This window comes from Pseudomonas sp. B34(2017) (assembly GCF_002112915.1).
Taxonomy (GTDB): Bacteria; Pseudomonadota; Gammaproteobacteria; order Pseudomonadales; family Pseudomonadaceae; genus Aquipseudomonas; species Aquipseudomonas pharyngis.
In genome coordinates this window covers 427,633-450,586 of the sequence record NZ_NEJA01000001.1, presented here as the reverse complement: position 1 = coordinate 450,586, position 22,954 = coordinate 427,633, and the positions used below count along the sequence as shown (strand labels likewise).

The window sequence follows — 22,954 nt, the reverse complement described above, 5'->3', positions numbered from 1 at the left end:
AGGGGGCGGTGTTGAAATGGGTAGTTCATAAAGGATCGATGGTGCCCGACCAAAGCCGACTGTTCGGGCCGCTTCGGGCCTGTATACTTGCGGCCTATTTGAGGAGGGCTCCATGGTCGAACAAGTTGAACTGAATCGCCTCTTTTGGCACAGCCGTCGCGGCATGCTGGAACTCGACGTGTTGCTGGTGCCGTTCGTGAAAGAGGTCTACGCCAATCTGAACGAGGTGGATCGCGCGCTGTATGTCCGCCTGCTTGAGTGCGAGGATCAGGACATGTTCGGCTGGTTCATGGAGCGCAGCGAATCGGAAGATCCCGAGCTGCAACGCATGGTTCGCATGATTCTGGATCGTGTCCAGCCCAAGTAACACGTTTGAATGCCGCTGGCATGCCTCACGGCAGTTGCTGGCGGCGTATCTGTTGGCCCAGGCATTCGCGCTGGGTTCTCTGTTTCTGTTATCGATTCCATTCTGGGCTGGGTTGCTCGGGGCTTTCGCGTGTCTCGGCCATGCTGCGCGGGTGTTGCCGCGGCAGATTCTGCTGAGTCATCCCAAGGCATTTTGCGGATTGCGTCGTGACGTCGATGGCTGGCAATTGTGGAATCGGGCCGATGGCTGGCAGGCGGTGCAATTGCGCCCGGACAGCCTGGCGCTGCCGCTGATCGTGGTGCTGCGCTTTCGATTGCGTGGTGAGCGGCGAGTCAGATCGATCTGCGTGCCGCGGGATGCGCAGGCGGCGGATCTGCACCGGCGCCTGCGGGTTCGCCTGAAGTTCAGCCGGCGTAGGTGGGCGGCACCAGAATAGTGTCGAGTGCTTCGGGCAGCAGGTCCGGATAGTCGAGGGTGTAATGCAGGCCTCGGCTTTCCTTGCGTTCCATGGCGGAACGGATCATCAGTTCCGCCACTTGCGCCAGGTTGCGCAGCTCGATCAGATCGCGACTGACTTTATAGTTGCTGTAGAACTCGTCGATTTCGTCCAGCAGCAGACGCACCCGATGCTGAGCCCGTTGCAAGCGCTTGTTGGTACGCACGATGCCCACGTAGTCCCACATGAAGCGCCGCAATTCGTCCCAGTTGTGGGCGATGATCACGTCTTCGTCGGAGTCGGTCACCTGGCTGGCGTCCCAGGCGGGCAGGGCGTGCGGGATGGCGACGTCGGGCAGTTGCTCGAGAATGTCCGCCGCTGCCGATCGGGCGTAGACGAAGCATTCGAGCAGCGAGTTGCTGGCCATGCGGTTGGCGCCGTGCAGGCCGGTGAAGCTGGTTTCGCCGATGGCGTACAGACCGGGGACGTCGGTGCGGCCCTGTTGATCGACCATCACGCCGCCGCAGGTGTAATGCGCCGCCGGCACGACCGGGATCGGTTGTTTGGTGATGTCGATGCCGAAGCCGAGGCAGCGCTCGTAGACGGTCGGGAAGTGCGATTTGATGAAAGCTTCCGGCTTGTGGCTGATGTCGAGGTAGACGCAATCGACACCCAGGCGCTTCATCTCGTGGTCAATGGCGCGGGCGACGATGTCCCGTGGCGCCAGTTCTGCACGTGAGTCGAAGCGCTGCATGAAGCGCTCGCCGTTCGGCAACTTCAAATGAGCCCCTTCGCCGCGCAGGGCCTCGGTTACCAGGAAACTCTTGGCTTGCGGATGATAGAGGCAGGTGGGGTGGAACTGGTTGAACTCCAGGTTCGCCACCCGGCAACCCGAACGCCAGGCCATGGCGATGCCATCACCGCAGGCTCCGTCGGGGTTGCTTGTATATAGATAGACTTTGGCGGCGCCGCCGGACGCCAGGATCACGAAGCGTGCGCCGAAGGTATCGACTTCGCCGGTTTTGCGGTTGAGCACGTAGGCGCCCAGGCAACGTTCGCCCTCCAGCCCCAGCCGGCGCTCGGTAATCAGATCGACTGCTACGCGCTGTTCGAGCAACTCGATGTTCGGGCGTTCTTTGGCCTGGGCCAGCAGGGTCGTGAAAATCGCGGCGCCGGTGGCGTCGGCGGCGTGGATGATGCGGCGATGGCTGTGGCCGCCTTCGCGGGTGAGGTGAAATTCGAAGCCGCCGTCTTCAGTCCCGGACTGATCGTCGCGAGTGAAGGGTACGCCCTGATAGATCAGCCACTGGATCGCTTCTTTACTGTGCTCCACGGTGAAACGCACCGCGTCTTCATGGCAGAGGCCGCCGCCGGCATTCAGGGTGTCATCGACATGGGATTCGATGGTGTCGGTGTCGTCCAGTACGGCCGCGACGCCACCCTGGGCCCAATAGGTCGAGCCGTTGGCGAGGTCGCCTTTGCTCAATACGGCGATGCGCAAATGACCGGGCAGGGTCAGCGCCAGACTCAGACCGGCAGCGCCGCTGCCAATCACCAGAACATCGTGTTGAAACTGTTGGCTCATTTCAGGATTCCGCTCAAAGCGACCCGGGTCGGGGTTGGCGCAGGACAGGCGGATGGGCGAGTCGAGACAGCCACACAGCCCACTAGTATATAGAGGGGTTGGGCGGCACAATAGTCGGGCCGATATGGCATTGTGAAACTACCGTGACGAAAAAATACGGACGCTTTGTCGGGAAGTTTTTTCATCGGTTTTAGGAAAAAGCGACTGTATCGCAGATGAAACACGCTTTTTCAGCTCACGGTTGCACAATGTCGGCGCGGCACGTCTATAAATATTTGGAACTTTTGCCAAAGGCCCAAGATCAATAGACAGTTGCCCGAAACAAGGGACAGTGTCGGCTTCAATGCGGAACCTGCGGTTGGGTTCTTGCCGGCGAGCCGATGACAAGATTATTCGCGCAGCCGGTTCATCCCGCGCTGCGTTTTTCGTGCGTGCCAAATCAGAGCCCGCAGGAAACTTGCTTGGAGGGGGAGAACTTTTGCGAAAAGCCCGAGTCTATGTTTGCAAGTCCGGTCGTTTGGTCATGCAAGCCTCCTTCGAGTTTATCGAGGAGTGTTCATGCTAACCCAGGAAGAGGATCAGCAGCTGGTCGAACGCGTTCAGCGTGGCGACAAGCGAGCTTTCGATCTGCTGGTGCTGAAGTATCAGCACAAAATTCTCGGGTTGATCGTGCGTTTTGTGCACGACACCCATGAAGCCCAGGACGTCGCACAAGAAGCCTTTATCAAGGCGTATCGAGCGCTTGGAAATTTCCGCGGCGACAGTGCGTTTTATACGTGGCTGTACCGCATCGCCATTAACACGGCGAAGAACTATCTGGTTTCACGCGGCCGTCGGCCGCCGGATAGCGATGTAAGTTCCGAGGACGCAGAGTTCTATGATGGCGATCACGGCCTGAAAGATCTCGAGTCTCCAGAGCGGGCATTGCTGCGGGATGAGATCGAAGGCACCGTCCATCGAACCATTCAGCAATTGCCAGAGGATTTGCGCACGGCGTTAACTTTGCGCGAATTCGATGGTCTGAGTTACGAGGACATCGCGAGCGTCATGCAATGTCCGGTTGGTACCGTGCGCTCCCGGATTTTCCGCGCCCGGGAGGCCATCGATAAAGCCCTGCAGCCGTTGCTGCAGGAAAACTAAAGACAGCGGCGACAGCCAAGAGAGGAACGCCATGAGTCGTGAAGCCCTGCAGGAATCGCTGTCCGCAGTGATGGATAACGAAGCGGACGAACTGGAACTGCGTCGAGTGCTCAATGCGCTGGACGATGTTGAAACCCGTGAAACCTGGGCTCGTTACCAGATCGCTCGGGCAGCCATGCACAAGGATCTGTTGCTTCCACGTCTGGATCTCGCTGCGGCGGTTTCTGCTGCACTGGAAGATGAAGCGACTCCTGCCAAAGTGTCTCGTGGCCCATGGCGCAGCCTCGGTCGTCTGGCCGTAGCCGCTTCGGTGACTGTTGCCGTTCTGGCGGGTGTTCGCCTGTACAACCAGGACGAAATCGCCGGCGTCGAACTCGCTCAGCAATCCAATCAGCCAGTGTTGGCCACTCCTCAGGTCAAAGGCCCGGCGGTATTGGCAGGTTATAGTGAGAGTTCGGAAGCTACTGGCCCAATGGCCAATGGCGTATTGCAAGGTCAGCCAGGCTGGCACGATCAGCGTCTGCCAGGTTACCTGCGTCAACACGCTCAACAGGCTGCCTTGAAAGGCACCGAGAGCGCGCTGCCTTATGCACGTGCAGCAAGCCTGGAAAACCGTTAAGGGGGATCATGCGCGCCATACCTCTACTTTCGCTTCTGCTCAGCGGCTGGTTCATTGTTCCAGCCCACGCCGACGAGGCTCAGGACTGGTTGACCCGCCTGGGCCAGGCCGAGCAGCAGCAAAGCTTTCACGGCACATTCGTTTACGAGCGTAACGGTAGCTTTTCTACCCACAACATCTGGCATCGAGTCCAGAATGGTCAGGTTCGCGAGCGTTTGCTTCAGCTCGACGGTTCGGCTCAGGAAGTCGTGCGCATTGATGGGCATACTCAATGCGTTAGCGGCACCCTGATTGCGGGTCTGGGAGATTCTCCCAATTCCGCCGCTCGCCCTCTCGATCCTCAGAAGCTGAAGAACTGGTATGAGCTTGCCGTCATTGGCAAGTCGCGTGTGGCCGGGCGTGAAGCGGTGATCGTATCGCTGACGCCGCGTGATCAGCACCGCTACGGTTTCGAACTGCACTTGGACAAGGAAACGGGTCTGCCGCTCAAGTCGCTGCTGTTGAACGACAAGGGGCAGTTACTCGAGAGATTCCAGTTTACGCGACTGGATACCTCTGAAATTCCATCCGACAAAGATCTGCAAGCCAATTCCGATTGCAAGACAGTCACCCTCGACAGCGACAAGGCTTCTGCGGTCAAGACCGCTCAGGTATGGCGTTCCGACTGGTTGCCTCCTGGCTTCGAACTTACCAGCAGCTCCTCGCACAAGGATCCGGAAACCAAGACCCAGGTCAACAGCCTGATGTATGACGATGGTCTTGCACGATTTTCTGTCTTCCTGGAGCCGCTGAACGGCGCAACCGTCACCGATACCCGGACTCAACTGGGCCCGACCGTTGCCGTATCCCGCCGTCTGACAACGCCTCAAGGCGAAATGATGGTGACGGTGGTTGGCGAGATTCCAATCGGAACCGCCGAACGGATTGCCCTGTCGATGCGCAATGATGGCGCTGCAACCAGCAAGCAGTGAGCTGATTCCAGCTATCTCCACTTCGTCGTCGAGACGTGAAATGTTTGCTGAGCATTTTCATTTGCAAAACACCCGAAAATTTTTTATAGGTCAGAGCCTCTCGGCTCTGGCCTTGTTTGTTGTTCCCGGAACAAAAATGCCGGCCTGTGGTTTCCGGTGTTCCTTGCTCCATATCGCTTAACCCTGCTCGTCGTAACGGGAGCTGTATGTCGATACCAAGCTTGAAGTCTTATCTCTCCATTTTCGCCACGGTGCTGGTGCTCGGTCAGGCTGTTCCTGCAGCCATGGCGGCTGAAGCGGTCAGCCCGGCCAGCCTGCCTGATTTCACCCAACTGGTCGAACAGGCCTCGCCTGCGGTGGTGAACATCAGTACCACACAAAAGCTGCCGGATCGCAAAGTTAACCAGCAGATGCCTGACCTTGAAGGCTTGCCACCGATGCTGCGCGAGTTCTTCGAACGCGGCATGCCGCCACAACAGCGTTCTCCGCGTGGTGATCGCCAGCGTGAGGCGCAATCGTTGGGTTCGGGCTTCATCATTTCGCCGGATGGCTACATTCTGACCAACAACCACGTGATCGCCGATGCCGACGAAATCCTCGTGCGTCTGGCTGATCGCAGTGAAATGAAAGCCAAGCTGATCGGCACCGACCCACGTTCCGACGTCGCGCTGCTGAAGATCGAAGGCAAGGATCTGCCAGTGCTGAAGCTTGGCAAATCCCAGGACCTGAAGGCGGGCCAGTGGGTCGTGGCAATCGGTTCGCCATTCGGCTTTGACCACACCGTAACCCAGGGCATCGTCAGTGCCGTCGGCCGCAGCCTGCCGAATGAAAACTACGTGCCTTTCATCCAGACCGACGTGCCGATCAACCCGGGTAACTCCGGTGGCCCGCTGTTCAACCTGAACGGTGAAGTGGTCGGGATCAACTCGCAGATCTACACCCGTTCCGGTGGCTTCATGGGCGTGTCGTTCGCCATTCCGATCGACGTGGCCATGGACGTTTCCAACCAGCTGAAAAGCGGTGGCAAGGTCAGTCGTGGCTGGTTGGGCGTCGTCATCCAGGAAGTGAACAAGGATCTGGCCGAGTCGTTCGGTCTGGACAAACCGGCCGGTGCGCTGGTTGCACAGATTCAGGATGACGGCCCGGCTGCCAAGGGCGGCCTGCAAGTGGGTGACGTGATCCTGAGCATGAACGGTCAACCGATCGTCATGTCCGCTGACCTGCCACATCTGGTGGGTGCGTTGAAGGCCGGCGCCAAAGCCAATCTCGAAGTGATTCGTGACGGCAAACGCAAGAATATCGAGCTGACTGTCGGCGCCATTCCTGATGAAGACAAGGAACTGGATGCCCTGCCGAAATCCGGTGCCGAGACCAACAGCAATCGTCTGGGTGTTTCGGTTGCCGAACTGAGCGCCGAGCAGAAGAAAACCTATGACCTGAAGGGCGGTGTGGTGATCAAGGAAGTGCAGGACGGTCCTGCGGCGCTGATCGGTCTGCAACCGGGCGACATCATCACGCACCTGAACAACCAGGCCATTGGCTCTTCGAAGGAGTTCGCCGAGATCGCCAAGGCGCTGCCGAAAAACCGTTCGGTGTCGATGCGCGTTCTGCGTCAGGGTCGTGCCAGCTTCATCACCTTCAAACTGGCTGAATGATCCAGTTATCGAAGAAGTAAAAGAAACCGCCTCGAAAGAGGCGGTTTTTTTGTGTCCGGAATTTGTCTTGGCGCGGGTTTAACCCATCATGTCCTTGACCATGCGCTCCTGTTCCATCAGCTCGCGCTGGCGGGCATCGATACGCGACGACAGCGGGAAGTTGCTGCCGGCCTTGCGCTTGGCGAAGTCCAGTTGCTGGATGGCCTGACGATAATCGCCGACCAAGGCGAAATATTCGGCACGCGCCTGATGCAGGCCAATGATGTTGCCGGACAGACCACGAGTCTCGGCGACCTGATACCACACGTCCGGATCGTCCGGACGCGATTTCAACAAACCTTCCAGCGCCTTCTCCGCATCGGCGGTACGGTTTTGTTTCAGCAGCAGATCGACGCGTACCTGGTTCAGCGGATAGTTGCCCGGGTACTGACTGAGCATCCGGTCAACCCGGGACTGGGCATCGGCCAGCTTGTTGTTGGTGATGTCCAGATCGATCTGCGCCAGGTTGTAGATGATCTCGTTCGGCGATTTGGCCAGCAGTTGCTTGAGATTCTCTCGTGCCTCGTTCAGCTGACCGCCCTTGATCTGGGCGATCGCCAATCCGTAACGGGCCACATCGTTATTCGGATTATCGTCCAGTTGCGCGCGAAAGCGCTTGGCACCAAGGCCCGGCGTTTCTTCGTAGGTCAACTGCACCCGCGCGCGGATCAGTTGATAGCGCTTGCTGTCTTCGATACCGCCGGGTTTTGCCTGCTCGGCGCGGTTGCGGGTGTCGGCGATCCGCGATTCGGTGACCGGGTGCGTCAGCAGGAACTCCGGCGGTTTGGCATCAAAGCGATACTGGCGCATCAAACGCTCGAACATGGTCGGCATCGAGCGCGGATCGTAGCCGGCCTTTTCCAGGTTGAGAATGCCGATGCGGTCGGCTTCCTGTTCGTTCTGGCGCGAGAAACGCCGTTGTTCCTGGATCGCCGCCGCTTGGGTGCCGGCAATCGCCGCGATGCCAGCGTCGCCCGCGCCGGCAGCGGCGATCACGATGCCGGCCAGCAGCGCCGCCATCATCGGCACCTGCATCCGCTGCGAGGCCTCGACGCCACGAGCGAAGTGGCGTTGGGACAAGTGAGCCAGTTCGTGAGCCAGTACCGAGGCATATTCGCCCTCGGTCTGGGCATTGAGGAACAGGCCGCCGTTGACCCCGACAATCCCGCCCGGTGCCGCAAAGGCGTTGAGCTGCGGGCTGTTGATCAGGATGAATTCCAGGCGTCGGTCATTGACCTGGCTGGTTTCCACCAGCTTATAGACACTGGACTCGACGTAGTCCTTGAGTTGTGGATCGTTGAGCTGCGAAACCTGGCTGCGCAGCAATGCCAGCCAGGCGCGACCCAGTTGATATTCCTGTTGTGGTGAGACGATGGCAGAGCTGGCGTCACCGAGTGACGGCAGGTCGTCGGCGAAGCCCGGTGAGGCGAGCAGGCAAGCGAGCGTCAGCAGGGTAGGGCGCAGAAATGTCATGCACAAAGCCTTAGTCGACAAAGACCTTACTGTAGCCGGACACCGGGCTTGCGACCAGATATTCTAGGCAGCCTGACTACCTGATCCGGAGTGACGCATGACCGACGCTGTAGCCCATGACTGTGAACTGGACGCCAGTGGCCTGAATTGTCCGTTGCCGTTGCTCAAGGCCAAAATGGAGCTGAACAAGCTGCCCAGTGGCGCAGTACTCAAGGTGATTGCCACGGATGCTGGCTCGCAACGCGACTTTCGCACCTTTGCCAAATTGGCCGGTCATACGCTGCTGCGTGAAGAGGACGAGGCGGGTGTCTACCGTTACTGGCTGAAAAAAGCCTGAAACCGACCGCGTAAATGACCTAAGGAAAATTGATGTTCAAAGTGTTGCGCGACTGGATTCAGCGCTACTTCTCCGATGAAGAAGCCGTGGTGCTGGCGGTTTTGCTGTTTCTCGCCTTCACCGCGGTGCTGACGCTTGGCGGAATGCTTGCGCCGGTGCTGGCCGGGATGGTGCTGGCGTATCTGATGCAGGGGCTGGTACTCACGCTCGAACGTCTGCGCGTGCCCGGTGGGGCGGCGGTCGGTCTGGTATTTGCGCTGTTCATGGGCGTGCTGATGGTGTTCATCGTCGTGGTGCTGCCGCTGCTCTGGCATCAGTTGATCACGCTGTTCAACGAATTGCCGGGGATGCTCGCCAAGTGGCAATCGCTGCTGTTGTTGCTGCCCGAGCGCTATCCGCATCTGGTCTCCGATGAGCAGGTGCTGCAAGCCATCGAAGCGGCGCGAGGCGAGATCGGCAAGTTTGGCCAGTGGGCGCTGACGTTCTCGTTGTCGAGCCTGCCGCTGCTGGTGAACATCATGATCTATCTGGTGCTGGTGCCGATCCTGGTGTTCTTCTTCCTCAAGGACCGGGCGATGATCGGCGAGTGGGTGCGCGGCTATTTGCCGCGTGAGCGGGCACTGATCACCCGGGTCGCCGAGGAAATGAACCGGCAGATCGCCAACTACATTCGCGGCAAGGTTATCGAAATCGTGATCTGTGGCGGCGTGACCTATATCGCTTTCGTCGCACTGGGCCTCAACTACGCGGCGCTGCTGGCCCTGTTGGTCGGCGTGTCGGTGGTGGTGCCGTATGTCGGGGCCGTGGTGGTGACCGTGCCGGTGCTGCTGATTGCGCTGTTCCAGTGGGGATGGAGCGATCAGTTCATCTACTTGATGGCGGTCTACGGAATCATTCAGACGCTGGACGGCAACGTGCTGGTGCCGTTGCTGTTTTCCGAGGCGGTCAACCTGCACCCGGTGGCAATCATCTGCGCGGTGCTGTTGTTCGGCGGGTTGTGGGGATTCTGGGGCGTGTTCTTCGCGATTCCGCTGGCGACGTTGTTCAAGGCTGTGCTGGATGCCTGGCCGCGCAAGGAGCCAGTTGTAGCTCCGCTGCTTTGAAAATGAAGCGGCGCCCGCAAGGGCGCCGACAGCATCAGGCCTTGTTCAGCGCCTGAGCAGCAGCCAGTACTGCATCCACGTGTCCTGGCACTTTCACGCCGCGCCATTCCTGACGCAGTACGCCGTTCTTGTCGATCAGGAAGGTGCTGCGATCAACACCCAGGTATTCCTTGCCGTAGAGTTTCTTCAGCTTGATCACGTCAAACAGCTGGCAGACGGCTTCGTCCTTGTCGCTGATCAGCTCGAACGGAAACTCCTGCTTGCACTTGAAGTTCTCGTGGGACTTCAGGCTGTCGCGGGAAATCCCGAAGATTTCCGTGTTGGCAGCCTTGAATGCCGCGTATTGATCGCGAAAGCCCTGGCCTTCGGTGGTGCAGCCCGGGGTGCTGTCCTTCGGATAGAAGTAGATCACCACTTGCTTGCCCTTGAGGGCCGACAGGCTGACAGTCTGCCCGCTGGTGGCAGGTGCTTCGAAATCCGTAACCGGTTGGTCGATGACAACGGCCATGAAAGCTTCCTTACATTGGGTTCTGTGGGCGCCACGGTTCGATCAGTGCATCCAGGTTCATGGCGTCGGCGAAATCCAGGAACTGGTCGCGCAGCCAACTGATCTGGGTGCCGGCGGGCAGGGTCACGGTGAACGTGGCGTTGAGCATGGTGCCGCCGGTCTGCGGTGCCTGATAGGTATCGCAGGTCAGGTTTTCCAGCTCGACGTTGTGATCCATGAAGAACTGGCACAGCTCGTTGATGATGTCCGGACGGTACGCCGAAGACACGTAAGCCACGTACGGCAGGGCTTGCGGACGGTTTTCCAGGGCGGCGCTGCGCACCACGTTGACGGTGAACGCATGACGCTTGGCCAGCACCGGCAGGCTGCCTTCAAGGCGTGCCAGGGCGTCCCAGCTGCCGGAGACTTCGAGCACCAGCGCGCTGCACTCGCCGTGACGGGTCAGGCGCGAGGTGACGACCGCGCAGCGGTTTTCATGGCTGGCGCGGCACAGGACGTTGGTCAGCTCCATGGGATTGGCGCCGAGGGCACTGATGACAAGGAATTGTTCGCGAACTGTGGGGGTGGACATGCAGCATTCCTAAAGCGATGAGCGGTCGGTAGCGAGAGGGCGTTGATTGCCGGGGCAATGCCTGTCCGGAAGACCCGATTCGTGTGGCGCTACGGCTCCATGAACAAGCAAGCGTACGGCAACGACACTGGAACGGGGCCTGGGAGGCCGAAACGGGAGACTGGAACCCGGCGTACAAGCTGATCAGTACCGATCAAAGTCTGAAGGGTAGCGAAAAGCGGCGCCAAGGGGAATGGCGGCACAGTACTTCGCTTGTGCAAGCATCTTGGCGCCAGTACCATTACCGCTCTCTTTTTCCGGCAGGAGCGGTTTCATGATTGCGGGCAGTATGGTGGCACTGGTCACACCCATGGATGCACAAGGGCGTCTTGACTGGGACAGCCTCAGCAAACTCGTGGACTTCCATCTCAAGAACGGCACCCATGCCATTGTCGCGGTCGGCACCACCGGCGAGTCGGCAACCCTTGATGTAGAAGAACACATCGCCGTCATCAAAGCCGTGGTCAAACAGGTTGCCGGTCGTATTCCGGTGATCGCCGGTACTGGCGCCAACTCGACCCGCGAAGCGGTCGAGCTGACCCGCAACGCCAAAGAAGCCGGCGCCGATGCCTGCCTGCTGGTCGTCCCGTACTACAACAAGCCGACTCAGGAAGGCCTGTACCAGCACTTCAAACACATCGCCGAAGCGGTCGACATCCCACAGATTCTCTACAACGTTCCTGGCCGCACCTCCTGCGACATGCAGGCCGAGACCGTGATCCGCCTGTCCACCGTGCCGAACATCATCGGCATCAAGGAAGCGACCGGCGACCTGAAACGCGCCAAGGCGATCATCGACGGCGTGAGCAAGGACTTCATCGTGCTGTCCGGCGATGATCCGACCGCAGTCGAGCTGATCCTGCTGGGCGGCAAGGGCAACATCTCCGTCACCGCCAACGTCGCCCCGCGCGAAATGGCCGACCTGTGCGAGGCCGCGCTCAAGGGCGACGCCGAGACCGCACGGGCCATCAACGAAAAACTGATGCCGCTGCACAAGGACCTGTTCATCGAAGCCAACCCGATTCCGGTGAAGTGGGCTTTGGTCGAAATGGGCCTGATGCACCAAGGCATCCGCCTGCCGCTGACCTGGCTGAGCGCTCCTTGTCATGAAACGCTGCGCTCGGCCCTGCGCCAGTGCAACGTCCTGGTTTAATTGAGGAAGTACAACGCATGAAGCGAATGGCCGGACTTTCCGCACTTGCCTTGATTATCTCCAGCACCAGTGGCTGCGGATGGATCTGGGGCCCGGAAGGTTATTTCCGTGACCGTGGTAGCGATTACCTGGAAGCGCAACAGACTGCACCGATGCAACTGCCACCGGACGTCAGCACCTCCAAGCGTCTGGATCCGCTGCTGCCGATCCCGCGCAACGTGGCCGACGACACCGCCAAGGGTGAGTACATCGTTCCGCGCCCTCAACCACTGTCGACCGTGGCCGACGCTAGCGACTACTCGCTGCAGAAGAGCGGTGATTCGCGTTGGGTCATGGCCCAGCATCCACCGGCCGAAGTCTGGCCAGTGGCGGTGCAGTACTTTCAGGACAACGGTTTCCGTCTGGATGAACAGCGCCCGCAAACCGGCGAATTCACCACCACCTGGCAGCATTCCGACGAACTGTCCGCCGCCATGGCCAAGCGCCTGAGCGCCGCCGGCGTCAGCACCGACAGCGAAACCCGCGTGCGGGTGCGCATCGAACCGGGCGTGCAGCGCAACACCAGTGAAGTCTATGTGGTCAGCGCCGAGCGTCCTGCCGGCAGCACCGCCAGTGTCGATTTCACCAACCGTTCGGTCAACACCGGCCTCGACGCTGCGCTGGTCGACGACATGCTCGCGAGCATGAGCCGAACCTCCGAGAAGGGTGGTTCGGTGTCGATGCTGGCTTCGCGTGATTTCGATACCCCGAGCCGTGTCAGCCTGAGCGAAGACGGCAGCGGCAACCCGGTACTCAACGTCGGTACGGACCTGGATCGTGCCTGGTCGAGCGTCGGTCGTGCGCTGGAACAGGGCGAGTGGCGCGTTGAAGACATCAACCGTAGCCTCGGTCTCTACTACATCAACTTGTCCGAAAAGGCCGAGAAGAAAGACGAGAAGCCTGGTTTCTTCAGCAGCCTGTTCGGCAGCGCGCCGACCAAGGAAGAAGTTGAAGCCCGCGCCGAGCGTTATCAGGTTCGCCTGAGCAAGGTCGGCGAGAACGTTCAGGTGACCGTCGAGAAAAACATCAACACCGTTGCGCCGGCCGATGTGGCCCGCAAAGTGTTGAGCGTGATTCAGGACAACCTGGGCTGATCCAATGCGTTTTGCCGTTCTCGGCAGCGGTAGCCAAGGGAACGGCACGCTGATCGCCAGTGCTGATACGTATGTGCTGGTGGATTGTGGTTTTTCCCTGCGGGAAACCGAAAAACGCCTGTTGCGCCTGGGTGTGAACCCGGCGCAACTGAGCGCGATACTCGTAACCCACGAACATGCCGACCACGTGCATGGCGTGGGTTTGCTGTCTCGGCGCTACAATCTGCCTGTCTACCTCAGTCGCGGCACACTGCGCGGGATGCGCAAACCGATTGAACCTGCCGGTTTCGTGACCGGTGGCGAGCAACTGCAGATCGGTGCTCTGAACATCGGGGTCATTGCCGTGGCCCATGATGCGCAGGAACCGACCCAGTACGTATTCAGCGATCAAGAGCAGCGGCGCTTCGGCCTGCTGACCGACCTGGGTTCATACTGTGAGCGGGTGCTGGACGGCTATCGGGACCTCGATGCGTTGATGATCGAGTCCAACCATTGTCGCGACATGCTGGCCCGTGGTCATTACCCGTACTTTCTCAAGCAGCGGGTGGGTGGCGAGCTGGGACATTTGAACAACCATCAGGCGGCATTCCTGGTGGCCGAGTTGGGCTGGCAAGGCTTGCAACACCTGGTCCTGGCCCATCTGAGCAGCAAGAACAACCTGCCGCAGCTGGCCCGGCAATGTTTTGTCGACACCCTCGGGTGCGACCCGGACTGGCTGCAACTGGCCGATCAAGATTCAGGGCTCGACTGGCGCCACATCGCCTAGCCCATCTACTTAGCAAGCGGAGCCCATCATGGAAAAACGTGAAGAACTCTACCGCGGCAAAGCCAAATCGGTTTACAAGACCGACGACGCTGACCGCTTGATCCTGCTGTTTCGCAACGACACTTCGGCGTTCGACGGCAAGCGCATCGAGCAGCTCGACCGCAAAGGCATGGTGAACAACAAGTTCAACGCCTTCATCATGCAGAAACTCGAAGCGGCCGGTATTCCGACCCAATTCGACAAACTGCTGGCCGACAACGAAGTGCTGGTGAAAAAACTCGACATGATCCCGGTCGAGTGCGTCGTGCGTAACTACGCCGCCGGCAGCCTGGTCAAGCGTCTGGGCGTCGAGGAGGGCATGAAGCTCAACCCGTACACCTTCGAACTGTTCCTGAAGGACGACGCCAAGGGCGACCCGTTCATCAACGAATCCCACGTCGTGGCCTTCGGCTGGGGCACCGCCGAGCAACTGGCGCGCATGAAAGAACTGTCGCTCAAGGTCAACGAAGTCCTGAGCAAACTGTTCGACGACGCAGGTCTGCTGCTGGTGGACTTCAAGCTGGAATTCGGCGTGTTCAGCGACGGCTCCATCGTCCTGGGCGACGAATTCAGCCCGGACGGCTGCCGTCTGTGGGACAAGGACACCAAGAAGAAGATGGACAAGGACCGCTTCCGCCAGGGCCTCGGTGACGTCATCGAAGCCTACGAAGAAGTCGCCAACCGTCTGGGCGTACCGCTTTAATCGACGCAAGCATCTGATAGCACGGAAAAAATTTCGTCTGGGGGTTTCCCATTCAGCGAAAGTGTTGTTATGATGCGCGCCGTTGGAGAGATGCCAGAGTGGCCGAATGGGACGGATTCGAAATCCGTTGTACCTTCACCGGTACCTAGGGTTCGAATCCCTATCTCTCCGCCATACATAGAAAAAGCCCCGTAGCTGAGAAGCTGCGGGGCTTTTTCGTTTCCGATCCAGCGCAATTCGTTACCCCAACTACTTCTGCCCCAAATCCACCACCTCCCAACTATCATCCGGATCAAACCGCTTCATCGCCTTCGCCACCTTCTCCCCATCCGGTCCGAGGTCCTTCTGAAACACCTGGCCTTCATGGCTGATCATGAAGCTCATCACCCCGGTGTCGTTGTATTTCGCTGGCCACGCGATCAAGGCGAACCCGCGACTCATCTTGTCTCCAATCAGATAGCTGTAAGCGCCGCCCGGGGCTGACGGGCCTTGGGCGTCGAGGATGCGGAAGTGGTAGCCGTGCCAGTCTTCGTCGTTGATGGCCTGGCCGAAGGCGGGGCCGAGGGGGCTGATCTGGCCGCTGTCGTCTTCTGGCCAATAGAGGCCGTCGTGTTTGCCGGGGGAGCTGAAGATTTTCTGTGCGTATTCGAGGGCGCCGTCGCCGTCGCGGTCTTCCGAGGCGTAGTCCATTTGCGCGTCGTGATAGGCCAGCGCCGATTGCACCGCCGCCAGTTCGTTACGGCCGATGCGGCGGGCGCGGATTTCGACCTGCGCGGCTTTCATGTCGAAGCGCCAGCCGGTTTTGTCTTTGATGAGCGGGATGGGCAGCGTCCAGTGATCGGGCCCTACGGAAAGCACCGCCTTGCTGTCGCCGGTCTTTTCCAGAGTGTGCTGTTCGCGATATTGCTGCAGGAAGGCATCGACATCGCTGCGCTGCACGCCTTCACGGGGGATGAAACTGTGCCATTCCTCGCCCAGCAGTTCGGTCAGGCGTTTTTGGTCGGCGTGTTGCGTGCCGAGGGCTTCGACGAAGGCGTCCGCGGCTTTTTCCGGGGTTGGAAATACCTGCTGGGCCGAGGCGAAGCTCGACAATGCGAGGCCGGCCGCGAGGGTCAGGCAGTTTTTGACCAGAGAATGGATGTTCATCGACGGCCACCTCCTCTCTGACGCATGCCCCCGCCGGATGGCCGGCTGATCTGATGTCCGGCGGCGCGGGAGGTATTGGGACGTTGCGCGGAAATCTGGCTGGCCCGGCCGCGATCAGCCTGGACTCGGGTCTGAGACGGGGAGCGCGCGCCGGCGAAAGCGTTGTTCCGCGCACTGCCCGCGGCGGGTCGGGCTTGGGACGCACGGTTGTCACGTTGATTGACGCCCGGCTGGCGCGCCTCCCGCGTGTTGCCCTGAGCGCGGTCGGCGGCTCTGGGCCTGTCCGCGCCGCCTTGCATGCGGTTGCCGACATTGGCAGATTGCGCTTCGCGGACTTGATTGCGGGCTTCGCGATTGCTGGTGGCGGGACGTTCGATGCCGGCCCTGTCCATCGAACTGCGGGCCCGTTCCCGAGCCTGCGCCCGCTGCGCGTTGTCGCCGCGATAGACGTCACGCTGAGCCGCACCGTCCAGCTGCCGGCCATACTGCGCGCGGCTGCGGTTGTCACGGTAGGGCACGCCATCGCGATGCACGGTGTTGTGCTGCCATTTGTTCTGGTTGTTGGTGATCCGGTTGTTGGCGTTGATGTTGTTGTAACGGTTCACATCGATGTCGATGTCGTTATTGCCCCAGTCGCAGTCGCCCCACAACGACGCGACGACCGCCACGCCCGTACCGAAGGCCAGCCCGGCCACCAGTGCCTGACCCGGATAGTAAGCGGGCGGCGGCGGGTAATACACCGGCGGCGAGGCCGGATAAGGCCAGGTGCCGTAAGTAGTAGTCGGGTTATAGGTCGGAACGTAGACCACCTGCGGATCGGCGGGCTGAATGATGATGGTCGTGTTGTCGGCCGGCTTGGTTGACCCGGAAGAGATGGGCGGCGTTACGTTCTGCACCGTCACATTCTGATATTGATTGCTCTGTAGATTGCCCGCCGTCTGGGCCTGACGCCGCAAGCGCTGAACGCCGGCCATGAGTTCGTCAGGCTGGGCCAGGAAGGCATCCCCCAGACGTTGCACCCAGACCGGATCCTGCCCCAGCGTCGCCAAAACCTGCGGAAACGCCACCAAGGCCTGCACGCTCGGATCCCACGTCTGGCTGGCCACTTGCTTGACCGCATCATCGCCCTTGGCGTCCGGGTGGGCCTTGGACCAGGTCACGGCTTCGGCGACCTCTCCCGGATAGGTGGCGGCCATCAGCACTTGAGCGAGCAGTGGATCGGGATACAGGGCAATCGACGCGAGCATCTGATCGAGCTGTTCCGTGGTAAACACGGCATCTTTGGTCGCAGCGCTGGCAGCTGCCGGGGCCGCAGGCGCATCGGCGGCCTGCAACAAGAGCGGTGCAGTGCTCAAGGCGAGCAGGAGCGACGCGGCACGCAAGAGCGAACTGTGCATGACCTCTTCCCCACATCCAAATGGCAGGTTTGCATCCAGCGAGACATCCACGGCCAACATCGGACGCTGCGCCGTGATGGAGGATGGTTGGCGATTGGCGTTCCGTCAAAAACTGCACAGGCTTTTTCGAAATAAGCACGTTGTCTGTGACTTACTGCACGTTTCCTTGCGTTTTGCGATAAATGACTAAACTTTCCGGTTCCAGGTCATGCATTGCCAACGAGCCTGGCTGTCGTTCCAACCCGAGAGGTCTGGTCATGGCAAAGGGAAAGAAGAAAGACTCGCCCCGAGAAAAACCTGACGAACATACAAAACTGTCGAACAAGGACTACCTTGCCGAGTTGCGCCGCCTGCATATCGAACTGGTGAAAATGCAGGAGTGGGTGAAGGCCGAAGGCATCAAGATCTGCATCATCTTCGAAGGCCGCGACGGTGCAGGCAAGGGCGGCACCATCAAGGCGCTGACCGAGCGGGTCAGCCCGCGAGTCTTTCGCGTGATCGCGTTACCGGCCCCGACCGATCGCGAGAAGAGTCAGATGTACATGCAGCGCTATCTGCCACATTTGCCGGCGGCCGGCGAAGTGGTGATCTTTGATCGCAGTTGGTACAACCGCGCCGGCGTCGAGCGGGTGATGGGCTTTTGCACGGACAAACAGGTCGACAAGTTTCTCAAGACCGTGCCGCTGGTGGAGCGCGCCGTTGTCGGTTCGGGGGTGATCCTGCTCAAGTACTGGTTGAATGTCAGTCAGGAAGAACAGACCCGGCGCCTGGAGGCGCGCATTGTCGACGGTCGCAAGATCTGGAAGCTGTCGCCGATGGACCTCAAGTCCTACAGCCGCTGGTATGACTACTCCCGGGCGCGGGACGACATGATTGAAGCGACCGACACCGATTACGCACCGTGGCTTGTGGCCAACTCGAACGACAAACGTCGGGCGCGGCTCAATATCATCTCCGACCTGCTCAGTCGCATCCCCTACAAAGAGGTGCCGCGAGAGAAGGTGACATTGCCCAAGCGGCAGAAACCGGGGGGATACAAAGAGTCGGATTATCCGTTCAGGCACATTCCCGAGAGGTTCTGAAACCGCATTCGTCAAGTCGCCGGAGCTGCCAATACAGGCAGCTCGGCGTCTTGGGTTTTCCTCAGATCTCCTTGACCGGTGTCTCACCCTTCACACCTTTGATCAACTCGATCACATGCAGACAATCCGCCTTGTTCACATACGATTCGCCACTGGCGACCGTCTCGTGATTCCCCGCCCTTAATCTCCAGCGCCATTGGCCTTTACCGGTGCTCGGGGTGCCTTTGGATTGCCTGTAAATCTCGAAATACATTCAGTTCGCTCCATGCGATGCGTTTGTGCGACAACCTGTCGCTTCGACGCAAGCCTAGCGGAGCGCGGTTTTTTGGCTATCGAGGATTTGTTTCCAATCGTTCGTGAATGTTTCTGAAAGGCACGGGCCAGAGCGCAGGGATCGTCCTCCGGATTGGCCGGAACGCCCTCGTTTCACCCTTGCATGACATTCAGGGCTGCTGCTTAATACGGTGCGGCTCATGGCGTCGAACAGCGTTCGGCGACCGACAATCACTATAAAAAAGAGCAGTCCATTGACCCACTCGAATGGAACGCAGCACGCGGGCCCGGTGACGTTGTCGCTGGTAGTGCCCGTATTCAATGAAGAGGACAGCCTCGACGGCTTTCTCCTGCGCATTCATCAGGTTTTCGAGCAAGAGGCGCTCGTCCAGCTGGAACTGGTGTTCGTCAATGACGGCAGTTCCGATACGACGCTGGAACGCTTGCTGCATTGCCAGCAGAGCGATTCGCGCATCCGAATTGTCGATCTGAGCCGCAATTTCGGCAAGGAAGCGGCGTTGTCCGCCGGATTGCAGGTCGCAACGGGACAGATCGTGGTGCCGATCGACGTTGATCTGCAGGATCCGCCCGAGGTCATTTTGCAAATGATCGAGCGTTGGCGTGAAGGCTTCGAGGTGGTGCTCGGCCATCGCCTTAGCCGGCGCAACGATACTTGGGCCAAGCAAACTTCCGCCAGTTGGTTCTATCGCCTGCACAACAAAATTGCCGAACAGTCATTGCCGGAAAACGTCGGTGATTTCCGGCTGATGGATCGCTGCGTGGTCGACGCGCTACTGACGCTGCCCGAATCCCGGCGCTTCATGAAAGGCCTGTTCGCCTGGGTCGGATTTCGCACCACCCAGGTCGAGTACGAACGCCCGGAGCGGGCGGCGGGGCATAGCAAGTTCAATGGCTGGCGGCTGTGGAATTTTGCCCTGGAGGGCATCACCAGTTTCAGCACCGAACCGTTGCGGATCTGGACGTATCTGGGGGCGCTGGTCTCTCTGGTGTCGTTCGCCTTTGCGATGTTCATTGTGCTGCGCACGCTCATTCATGGCGTTGACTTGCCCGGTTACGCCTCGCTGATGGTTGCTGTGACGTTTCTCGGCGGCTTGCAGTTGATCGGCATCGGCGTGCTCGGCGAGTACCTGGGCCGCACTTATATCGAAGCGAAGCGCCGGCCGGTTTTCCTGGTGCGCCGCATTTACGAATCCAAGGACTGAAGCATGGATCTCAAGGAAACCGACATCCTCGGCGACAGCATCGGCGAGCATTGGTATTACTGCTCCAAAGCGGCCGCCACCCGCCGCCTGCTGGGTGAGGCGCCGATCAAACGAATTCTCGACGTCGGCGCCGGTTCAGGATTCTTCTCCCATCATTTGTTGACCCGCACGGCGGCGCGCGAAGCGTGGTGCGTGGACATCAGCTACCCGGCCGATTCAAGCGCCACCACCGCCGGCAAACCGGTGCATTACCGTCGCTCGATCGACAACGTCGACGCTGATCTGGTGTTACTGATGGATGTACTGGAACACGTCGAAGACGACCTCGGCCTGCTCAAGTCCTACGTCGACAAAGTGCCGTCCGGCAGTCGCTTTCTGATGACCGTGCCGGCGTTCCAGTTCATGTGGAGCGGGCACGATGATTTCCTCGAACACAAGCGTCGCTACACCCTGGGGCAATTCGAGGCTCTGGCGGGCAACGCCGGATTGACGGTGGAGCGGGGCGCCTATTATTTCGGAGCGGTGTTCCCGCTTGCGCTGGCGTCGCGCCTGATGCCCGGCGGCACTCGGGGTTCGGCACCGCGTTCACAGCTGAAAAAACACCATCCGTTGGTCAATATGCTGCTGAAAACCCTGTGCAGTCTTGAGCTGCCGTTGATGGGTATCAATCGCCTCGCTGGTCTGAGTGTCTTCGTGCTGGCGCGCAAGCCGTGACACCCACTGAAAGATCCGCCTTGATCCAGCGCGGCTTGCGCTTCGCCGTGACCGGTCTGTTTGTCACGGCGCTGCACGCGCTGGTGGCGGTGCTGTTCATCAACTTCGTCAGCCCCCTGCCTCCGTTGGCCAATGGTGTGGCCTTTATCGTGGCGACGGTGGTGTCCTACATCATCAACACCACCTGGAGTTTTTCCGCCCGGTTGCACGGCAAGACCCTGCTGCGTTTTCTGATGGTTTCGGCGGGTGGCTTTCTGTTGGCGATGTTCGTGGCCTGGGCGGCGCAGATGGCCGGGCTGCATTATCTGGCGGGTATCGGTGCAGTGGCGCTGACGATTCCGGCGTTCACGTTTGTACTGCATAACTTCTGGACGTATCGATGAAGGATTCACGCGAGCATCCGGCTCTATTTCTATTGCCCGTGTTATTGGGTGTTCTGGTGTTTTTTCTGGTAGTCGGGCCGCAGGCGCTGAACCCGCAGAACATTGCCTGGCTGCAGCAGGGCGATCCTGCAACGCATTATCTGGGCTGGGCGTTTTTCCGGCATTCGCCGTGGGTTTTTCCGCTCGGGCTCAATCCTTCTTACGGGTTGGAACTGGGCAGTGCGATCATTTTTTCCGACTCCAATCCTTTGCTGGCGCTGCTGTTCAAACCATTCAATGCCTGGTTGCCGGACACCTTTCAGTATTTCGGATTGTGGCTGCTGGCCTGCTGTGTCCTGCAGGCCTGGTTTGGCTGGAAACTGATGGGGCTGATGACGGCCAATCCCGTGATTCGACTACTGGGTGCCGGGCTGCTGGTGTTCTCGCCAGCGATGTTCTTGCGCATGGGCGGGCATCTTTCACTGGCCGGCCATTTCCTGATCCTGGCCTCGCTGTACCTGGCGCTGCTGCCAAATCTGCGCCGACGGCGCCTCGCCTGGGGAGCCTTGCTGGCGGTGACGGCATGGGTGCACGCCTATCTGCTGGCGATGGTTGCGCTGATCTGGGTGGCGGATCTGCTGGGCAAGACATTCAATCAGTCTTTGAGCCGGCGTCAGAGTGTGATCGAAGGGGGCATGCTTTTCGCCCTGGTGAGCGTGTGCTGCTGGCAGGCCGGCTATTTCAGCATCGCCGATGGCGCGGCATCCGGTGGTTTTGGTCTGTACCGGATGAATCTGCTGTCGCCCGTCGACCCGGCCGGCTGGTCATTGATCCTGCCCGATCTGCCGAAGGGGAGTGGGGACTACGAAGGTTTCAACTACCTTGGTCTGGGCGTTCTCCTGTTGATACCGCTGGCGCTGATGGCCTGGTTTCGAAACCGCCAACCCTTGCGGGATCAGGTGCGCGCACGTCCATGGCTGTTGATGGCGTTGTTCGGTTTATGGCTGTTCGCGCTGTCGAATCAGGTCGGCATCGGGGTGTGGAACCTCGGTTATCCACTGCCGAAAAGTGTTGTCGCGCTGGCCAATATCTTCCGCGCCTCGGGCCGGATGTTCTGGCCGGTTCTGTACGTCTGCATCCTGGCTGCGATTTTTCTGGTGGTGCGCGGTTATCGACCGCGTATCGCCATTGGTCTGCTCGCGGTGGCGCTGCTGGTCCAGGTCGCCGACAGCCGCAACGGCTGGATGGGGCTGCGGCAGGGAAAATGGGTGGCGCCTTCGTCGGTCTGGGCCAGCCCGATGACGGATCCTTTCTGGGCAAGTGCCGCTGCGCGTTATGCCAATGTCCGCAGCCTGATGCCACGGAATCAGGGTGAGCGCTGGCAAATGATTGCCGGTTTCGCAGCGACCCACGGGATGAAAACCGACGCGGTCTACCTGGGACGCATGAGCACTTCGGCGCTGGCGCGGGCACAGCAGAAAGCACGCGCGATGCTCGATTCGGGGCAATACGACGCGGATTCTCTGTACCTGCTGGACGACGATGCGCTGGTCGATGCCGCCAGAACCATCAACAGTGAAACCGATCTGCTGACGCGCGTGGATGGGATCGCGGTGCTGGCGCCGGGCTGGAAACGCTGTGTGCAGTGTCTGTCCGTACAGGATGAGGGGCGGCGGATGTCACTGATTCCGCTCACTCGCCCGGGGCAAGCGCTGACTTTCAATTATCGAAACCGACAACTGGCCAGCGGCTGGTCGACGCCGGAAAGCTGGGGGACGTGGACGGAAGGGCAACAGGCGAAGATCGAATTGCGGGTGTTGCCGCCGGCGCGTTCGATCGTGATCGACGCATTGGCATTCATCCAGCCCCGGCACCCCGGCCAGCGGGTGATCGTCAGTCTGAACGGCCAACAGGTACTGGAGACCCGTTTGACGCAGTTTCAAGGCAATCGCCTGGAAATCCCCATCAGCGCTCAGCTTGGTCAGCGCCTCGGGAGCGATGACCGGCTCGATATCGAATTGCAGCTGCCGGATGCCGTCAGCCCTCGGCAGCTGGGTATCAACGACGATTCGCGGATTATGGGCTTGGGGCTGAAGACGTTGACGGTGCAATGACGCCGC

The 22,954-nt window shown here is 59.9% G+C and carries 24 protein-coding genes and 1 tRNA gene; 18 read left to right on the top strand and 7 right to left on the bottom strand.

The features are described 5' to 3' along the window. Nucleotides 1-112 precede the first annotated feature (112 nt). Together CAF80_RS02155 and CAF80_RS02150 are read left to right on the top strand one after the other, a co-directional pair. On the top strand, nt 113-367 hold the full coding sequence (locus tag CAF80_RS02155; RefSeq protein ID WP_007957989.1) for a succinate dehydrogenase assembly factor 2: 255 nt from the start codon (nt 113-115) through the stop codon (nt 365-367). Continuing rightward, complete coding sequence (locus CAF80_RS02150) at nt 351-803, top strand: protein YgfX (RefSeq protein ID WP_074691089.1); 453 nt, start codon at nt 351-353, stop codon at nt 801-803. The genes CAF80_RS02155 and CAF80_RS02150 overlap by 17 nt, the downstream gene beginning before the upstream one ends. Here CAF80_RS02150 and nadB read toward each other — a convergent pair. After that, on the bottom strand, nt 772-2,388 hold the full coding sequence (gene nadB, locus CAF80_RS02145) for an L-aspartate oxidase (protein WP_074691090.1): 1,617 nt from the start codon (nt 2,386-2,388) through the stop codon (nt 772-774). The genes CAF80_RS02150 and nadB overlap by 32 nt on opposite strands. A gap of 558 nt (nt 2,389-2,946) precedes the next feature. Here nadB and rpoE point away from each other — a divergent pair. The 4 genes from rpoE (at nt 2,947) to CAF80_RS02125 (ending at nt 6,773) form a co-directional block, all read left to right on the top strand. After that, a complete protein-coding gene (rpoE, locus tag CAF80_RS02140; RefSeq protein WP_003172477.1) occupies nt 2,947-3,528 on the top strand; it encodes an RNA polymerase sigma factor RpoE in 582 nt (193 codons plus the stop codon). Between the two features lie 31 nt (nt 3,529-3,559). Beyond that, entirely contained in the window at nt 3,560-4,147 is a 588-nt protein-coding gene (locus CAF80_RS02135; RefSeq protein ID WP_039772679.1) for a sigma-E factor negative regulatory protein, read from the top strand. Nucleotides 4,148-4,155: 8 nt separating this feature from the next. Further along, nucleotides 4,156-5,118 carry a MucB/RseB C-terminal domain-containing protein gene (locus CAF80_RS02130; RefSeq protein WP_011332904.1) on the top strand — a complete coding sequence of 321 codons (963 nt, stop codon included), beginning with the start codon at nt 4,156-4,158 and terminating at the stop codon, nt 5,116-5,118. Between the two features lie 284 nt (nt 5,119-5,402). After that, complete coding sequence (locus tag CAF80_RS02125; protein ID WP_254778452.1) at nt 5,403-6,773, top strand: DegQ family serine endoprotease; 1,371 nt, start codon at nt 5,403-5,405, stop codon at nt 6,771-6,773. Nucleotides 6,774-6,851: 78 nt separating this feature from the next. Here the strand turns inward: CAF80_RS02125 and CAF80_RS02120 are convergent, their stop codons facing one another. Continuing rightward, nucleotides 6,852-8,285: a M48 family metalloprotease gene (locus CAF80_RS02120; RefSeq protein WP_074691092.1), complete on the bottom strand. Its 1,434-nt coding sequence runs from the start codon at nt 8,283-8,285 to the stop codon at nt 6,852-6,854. A 97-nt stretch (nt 8,286-8,382) separates the two neighbouring features. Here CAF80_RS02120 and CAF80_RS02115 point away from each other — a divergent pair, with 97 nt between their 5' ends. Both CAF80_RS02115 and CAF80_RS02110 read left to right on the top strand, forming a co-directional pair. Beyond that, nucleotides 8,383-8,622 (top strand): sulfurtransferase TusA family protein, encoded by a 240-nt coding sequence (locus CAF80_RS02115; RefSeq protein WP_007958011.1) that lies wholly within the window; start codon nt 8,383-8,385, stop codon nt 8,620-8,622. A gap of 32 nt (nt 8,623-8,654) precedes the next feature. After that, entirely contained in the window at nt 8,655-9,725 is a 1,071-nt protein-coding gene (locus CAF80_RS02110; protein ID WP_039772670.1) for an AI-2E family transporter, read from the top strand. Nucleotides 9,726-9,759: 34 nt separating this feature from the next. Here CAF80_RS02110 and CAF80_RS02105 read toward each other — a convergent pair whose 3' ends face one another. Together CAF80_RS02105 and CAF80_RS02100 are read right to left on the bottom strand one after the other, a co-directional pair. Next, complete coding sequence (locus CAF80_RS02105; protein ID WP_064594118.1) at nt 9,760-10,233, bottom strand: peroxiredoxin; 474 nt, start codon at nt 10,231-10,233, stop codon at nt 9,760-9,762. Nucleotides 10,234-10,243: 10 nt separating this feature from the next. Beyond that, the gene (locus CAF80_RS02100; protein WP_007958014.1) at nt 10,244-10,804 is read right to left on the bottom strand and encodes a glycine cleavage system protein R; all 561 of its coding nucleotides are present in this window, start codon (nt 10,802-10,804) and stop codon (nt 10,244-10,246) included. A gap of 313 nt (nt 10,805-11,117) precedes the next feature. Between CAF80_RS02100 and dapA the strand changes: the two genes are divergently transcribed. The 5 genes from dapA (at nt 11,118) to CAF80_RS02070 (ending at nt 14,811) form a co-directional block, all read left to right on the top strand. Further along, entirely contained in the window at nt 11,118-11,996 is an 879-nt protein-coding gene (dapA, locus tag CAF80_RS02090) for a 4-hydroxy-tetrahydrodipicolinate synthase (protein WP_007958015.1), read from the top strand. Between the two features lie 17 nt (nt 11,997-12,013). Further along, nucleotides 12,014-13,129 carry an outer membrane protein assembly factor BamC gene (bamC, locus tag CAF80_RS02085; protein ID WP_074691094.1) on the top strand — a complete coding sequence of 372 codons (1,116 nt, stop codon included), beginning with the start codon at nt 12,014-12,016 and terminating at the stop codon, nt 13,127-13,129. A gap of 4 nt (nt 13,130-13,133) precedes the next feature. Then, nucleotides 13,134-13,895 carry an MBL fold metallo-hydrolase gene (locus CAF80_RS02080; RefSeq protein ID WP_011332911.1) on the top strand — a complete coding sequence of 254 codons (762 nt, stop codon included), beginning with the start codon at nt 13,134-13,136 and terminating at the stop codon, nt 13,893-13,895. Nucleotides 13,896-13,923: 28 nt separating this feature from the next. Beyond that, complete coding sequence (gene purC, locus CAF80_RS02075; protein ID WP_007958019.1) at nt 13,924-14,637, top strand: phosphoribosylaminoimidazolesuccinocarboxamide synthase; 714 nt, start codon at nt 13,924-13,926, stop codon at nt 14,635-14,637. 84 nt (nt 14,638-14,721) lie between these two features. Beyond that, nucleotides 14,722-14,811: transfer RNA gene (locus CAF80_RS02070), tRNA-Ser, on the top strand. Between the two features lie 75 nt (nt 14,812-14,886). Here the strand turns inward: CAF80_RS02070 and CAF80_RS02065 are convergent. Both CAF80_RS02065 and CAF80_RS02060 read right to left on the bottom strand, forming a co-directional pair. After that, entirely contained in the window at nt 14,887-15,783 is an 897-nt protein-coding gene (locus CAF80_RS02065) for a DUF2950 domain-containing protein (RefSeq protein WP_074691095.1), read from the bottom strand. Beyond that, entirely contained in the window at nt 15,780-17,180 is a 1,401-nt protein-coding gene (locus CAF80_RS02060; protein ID WP_074691096.1) for a DUF3300 domain-containing protein, read from the bottom strand. Before CAF80_RS02060 ends, CAF80_RS02065 begins: the two co-directional genes overlap by 4 nt. A gap of 257 nt (nt 17,181-17,437) precedes the next feature. On the opposite strand from CAF80_RS02060, the gene ppk2 reads away from it, so the two are divergent. Beyond that, nucleotides 17,438-18,262: a polyphosphate kinase 2 gene (gene ppk2, locus CAF80_RS02055; protein ID WP_039772662.1), complete on the top strand. Its 825-nt coding sequence runs from the start codon at nt 17,438-17,440 to the stop codon at nt 18,260-18,262. A 61-nt stretch (nt 18,263-18,323) separates the two neighbouring features. On the opposite strand, the gene CAF80_RS02050 is transcribed toward ppk2, so the two are convergent. Continuing rightward, nucleotides 18,324-18,515 (bottom strand): DUF1508 domain-containing protein, encoded by a 192-nt coding sequence (locus tag CAF80_RS02050; RefSeq protein WP_039772660.1) that lies wholly within the window; start codon nt 18,513-18,515, stop codon nt 18,324-18,326. Between the two features lie 274 nt (nt 18,516-18,789). Here CAF80_RS02050 and CAF80_RS02045 point away from each other — a divergent pair, with 274 nt between their 5' ends. Genes CAF80_RS02045 through CAF80_RS02030 form a run of 4 tightly spaced genes read left to right on the top strand, consistent with a single transcriptional unit; the run spans nt 18,790 to nt 22,948 of the window. After that, entirely contained in the window at nt 18,790-19,758 is a 969-nt protein-coding gene (locus CAF80_RS02045; protein WP_039772658.1) for a glycosyltransferase family 2 protein, read from the top strand. Nucleotides 19,759-19,761: 3 nt separating this feature from the next. Further along, nucleotides 19,762-20,472 (top strand): bifunctional 2-polyprenyl-6-hydroxyphenol methylase/3-demethylubiquinol 3-O-methyltransferase UbiG, encoded by a 711-nt coding sequence (locus CAF80_RS02040; protein ID WP_074691097.1) that lies wholly within the window; start codon nt 19,762-19,764, stop codon nt 20,470-20,472. Further along, the gene (locus CAF80_RS02035; RefSeq protein ID WP_039772655.1) at nt 20,469-20,855 is read left to right on the top strand and encodes a GtrA family protein; all 387 of its coding nucleotides are present in this window, start codon (nt 20,469-20,471) and stop codon (nt 20,853-20,855) included. The genes CAF80_RS02040 and CAF80_RS02035 overlap by 4 nt, the downstream gene beginning before the upstream one ends. After that, complete coding sequence (locus CAF80_RS02030) at nt 20,852-22,948, top strand: DUF6311 domain-containing protein (RefSeq protein ID WP_085666769.1); 2,097 nt, start codon at nt 20,852-20,854, stop codon at nt 22,946-22,948. Before CAF80_RS02035 ends, CAF80_RS02030 begins: the two co-directional genes overlap by 4 nt. Nucleotides 22,949-22,954 lie beyond the last annotated feature (6 nt).